The sequence below is a fragment of the Aeromonas simiae genome, assembly GCF_000820125.1.
Lineage (GTDB): Bacteria > Pseudomonadota > Gammaproteobacteria > Enterobacterales > Aeromonadaceae > Aeromonas > Aeromonas simiae.
The window spans coordinates 1-3,268 of record NZ_CDBY01000015.1 but is presented as its reverse complement, the minus strand read 5'-3'; the positions used below and the strand labels follow the sequence as shown (position 1 = coordinate 3,268).

The window sequence follows — 3,268 nt, the reverse complement described above, 5'->3', positions numbered from 1 at the left end:
AGGGTCATGGGTAATCAGGTAACCAAATGTTAGAGACTCATCAATGTCCGGCGCTTTTAGTATCAGACTAATGTTCGAGTGGGGCGGAGGTTCCTTGTGGTGCGGCAATGACGCAGCATTAAAAGAGTTTGATGTCGGCCCTATTGAAGACAAATTACCTCTGAGCAATGCAATGCTCGTACGGTTAAACGCATTATCTCAGTGGCACGATACCGCCTTAAATTGGGACTACCCGCCCGATCCAGGCCCTTGGGGCCCCGATGAATGCGAAAAATTTGAAACCGAAGTACTCACTTTTTTATCGGAGCTTCAAACAGAGCTTGGTCCTGAGTTTGAAATCGTTTATGAACCGAGTTATGTGGCCCCTAACTAGTGGTTCAAATCGCTCGCTGGGATGGACTAAAGCCCGCTTCTTGATCAAACATTAGGCAGAAGGAGTCGCCGATGGTTTCTATTAAAAAAATTAAAGCAGGCCAATATGCTGTAGGTGATGGTCGTTTCATCATCAAAGATGGCTCAAGTTGGTATGTTGTTACAGCAGAAGGAAAAGCTGATTTTGGACCACTACCTTCTCTAGCAGCAGGGAAGGAATATGTTAATACAGGCTCAACGCCACTAGGGCACCATAATACTGGTTCAGCATACGGGCGACATCAGAGTAAAAAAGAATTCAATGCATATTTAGCATCGGAAGCGCAAAAAGGAAACTATGGCCCAGCTATCTTATGGATGCTTTTAGTCGGTGTGGTATGTTTATTACTTTATTTGGTTCGCGGTTACTAAAATTATTATTTTAAATATATATTGTTGCCTAAAAGTTGAATTTTGGAACGCTCACCATTGTATTAGCTGCGTCGCCGGGTGAGGGGAGTGATGCAAGGGGACGCAGGGAGACGGTTGTTCAGGGGCAAGATGGTATCGGTCTTTCAGAAAATGACAGGCTGCATCTAGTTGATAGCCCAGTGCCATAAGCGCACCAATCTGGAAAGCGCGATGGAAGCTGGATCAAGGGGCTGGCTGATCGCATAGTCGCGGCCCCCGTGGGCGGCCCATGACGGGCCGCTTTATCGGGTGGCAAGGCATGCTCACCAAAGGGGCCCGCAGGCCCCTGGTGGCGTTAACCCCGTCTGCGCCAGACGGTGAGCTGGGCCAGTGTGTGCTGGTACTTGCGGGCCGTCTCGCGGATCACGAAGGGCACGTCGCTCGGTGTGCCCACCTCCTCAAACTCCGCCGCTAGCAGCCGTTGCAGGGCCTGATGGGTGGTCAGTGCCTCGCCGTTCTCCCGCACCCCGCCGAGCCAGTTGGCCTTGGGGGTGTACTCCTCAAGCCAGGTATAGGGGCTGGTGAGCAGCAGGATGCCGCCCGGGCGCAGGCGCCGGCCTATCTCTTGCAGGAACCGGGCGGGTTCGCGCAGCCGGTCGATGAGGTTTGAGGCCAGCACCAGATCGTAGTGGTCGTACTTGGGCTTGAGGTTGCAGGCGTCCCCCTGGCTAAAATGAATGCGCGCCGCCTGCTCGGCCCCGAGCGCGTGGTCGGCCAGCCGGGCCTGCCGATAGTCCACCAGATCTCCCTCCAGCGGCACGGCGTAGCGGAACCCCTCCTGCCGGGTCATGGCCAGCGCCACGTCGATGAAGCGGGCCGAGTAGTCGACCCCGTCCACGTGCTGGAAGTGGCGGGCCAGCTCGAAGCTGGTGCGGCCCACGGCGCAGCCGATGTCGAGCGCCCGCTGATGGTTGGGGGTAAGCTCGGCCGCCAACGTAGCCAGGGTCTGGCTGTAGTTGGGCACCCCGAAGTGGCTCGGGCCGTAGTGAAAGTCCAGGTACTGGGCCACCAGGGTGTCGGTCTCGTAGGGGTTAATGGTGCGGGCCTCCCGGTGGTGCGACACCAGATAGCGAAAGCCGGCGTGCTGGAAGAAGTGGCGGCGAAACGCATAGCGCGCGGCGGCGATCGCCTCGTTGCCGGTGCTGATCCAGCTGCCCCCCTTCATCAGGTTGTGCTTGCCGTCGAAGGTGGGGGTGGAGAAGTCGTCGTAGAGGGGGTGCACCTTGAACCCCTCATAGCCATCGATGGGGGTACTGGTCCACTGCCAGACGTTGCCCACCAGATCGCAAAACGCCTCTTGCTGGAACCGATCGACCGGGCAGGAGGAGGCCCAGTACTCCAGGTTGAGATTGCCGGGGGCCCTGGGCCAGGTCGGCTGATCCAGCGCGATGCGCTGGCGCAGGTGCATCCACTCGGCTTCGCTTGGCAGCTGCACCGGTAGGCCGGTCACCTCGCTCTTCCAGCGGCAGAAGGCGGCGGCCTCGAGCTGATTGACCTCGACCGGCCAGTCCCACGGCATGTTAACCTCCTCTGTCATCAGGCGCAGCCGCAGGGCCTCGGGGGCCCCCGGATCGCCGACCCAGAAGCTGGGCATGGCGGCGTCGGCAAATTCACGCCAGCCCCACCCCTCGTCGTCCCAGAAGCGGCGCTCGGTATAGCCGCCGGCCTCCACAAAGGCGAAGAATTCGGCGTTGCTCACCAGCAGCCGGCTCGCCTGGAAGGGGGCCAGAGTGATCCGCCGCTCGCCGTACTCGTTGTCCCAGCCGTAGGTGTCATCCCGCTTGCCGAGCACCACCTCGCCGCCGGCCACCGCCAGCAGGGTGTTGGCCGGCACGCTAGTGCGATCGCGCCGGGCCTGAGGGCAGGCGGGCCAGTGGGGCTGGGGGCGTACCCAGGCCAGCGGCAGCTGGCGGATCAGCACGCTCGAGGTCTCCAGATGGATGCGCTCATGCTCTATGCCCATCAGGATGGCCCAGGCCGGGCTCTGCCAGTCTATCGGCAGGGTCAGCGGCATCTGCTCGATGAAGTGGATCACCCGCTCGCGCACCTTGGCGCGGTAGTGGCGCAACGCGCCGACGCTCGGCCAGTCGTAGTGGCGCTCATCGAGATCGTCCCAGCTCATCTCGTCGACCCCGATGGCCACCATGGCTTCGATACGCGGGTCGATGCGCTCGTCGATGAGGCGCGCGGCGATCAGCTTGTTGATGAAGAAGGCGGCGGTGTGGCCGTAGTAGAAGATGAGCGGATGGCGCAGGCGGATCGCCTTGGTGAACCAGGCGCGCTCGTCGGCCAGACAGTCGAACAGGCGCTCGTAGAGCTCGAAGGTCTGGGTGAAGTAGTCGAGCAGCTCGCGGCGCTTCTCTGCCGGGTCGTCGCCGTGCAGCAGTAGGGTTCGGGTCGGGGCGGGCAGGCCGGCGCTCTCGGTGTGCAGGGGGTGGGCGAAGGT

Annotated in this window: 3 protein-coding genes; 2 read left to right on the top strand and 1 reads right to left on the bottom strand. The window is 60.7% G+C overall.

What is annotated here, in order from left to right:
- Positions 1–94: 94 nt before the first annotated feature.
- On the top strand, positions 95–373 hold the full coding sequence (locus BN1134_RS19090) for a hypothetical protein (RefSeq protein WP_198133131.1): 279 nt from the start codon (positions 95–97) through the stop codon (positions 371–373).
- 71 nt (positions 374–444) lie between these two features.
- Positions 445–783 carry a hypothetical protein gene (locus BN1134_RS19085; protein WP_084214681.1) on the top strand — a complete coding sequence of 113 codons (339 nt, stop codon included), beginning with the start codon at positions 445–447 and terminating at the stop codon, positions 781–783.
- Positions 784–1,117: 334 nt separating this feature from the next.
- On the opposite strand, the gene ovoA is transcribed toward BN1134_RS19085, so the two are convergent.
- Positions 1,118–3,253 (bottom strand): 5-histidylcysteine sulfoxide synthase, encoded by a 2,136-nt coding sequence (gene ovoA, locus BN1134_RS02420; protein ID WP_042045041.1) that lies wholly within the window; start codon positions 3,251–3,253, stop codon positions 1,118–1,120.
- Positions 3,254–3,268 lie beyond the last annotated feature (15 nt).

Coding starts and splice junctions, on each gene's coding strand:
- BN1134_RS19085 (WP_084214681.1), top strand. CDS start 445: ATGGTTTCTATTAAAAAAATTAAAGCAGGCCAATATGCTGTAGGTGAT.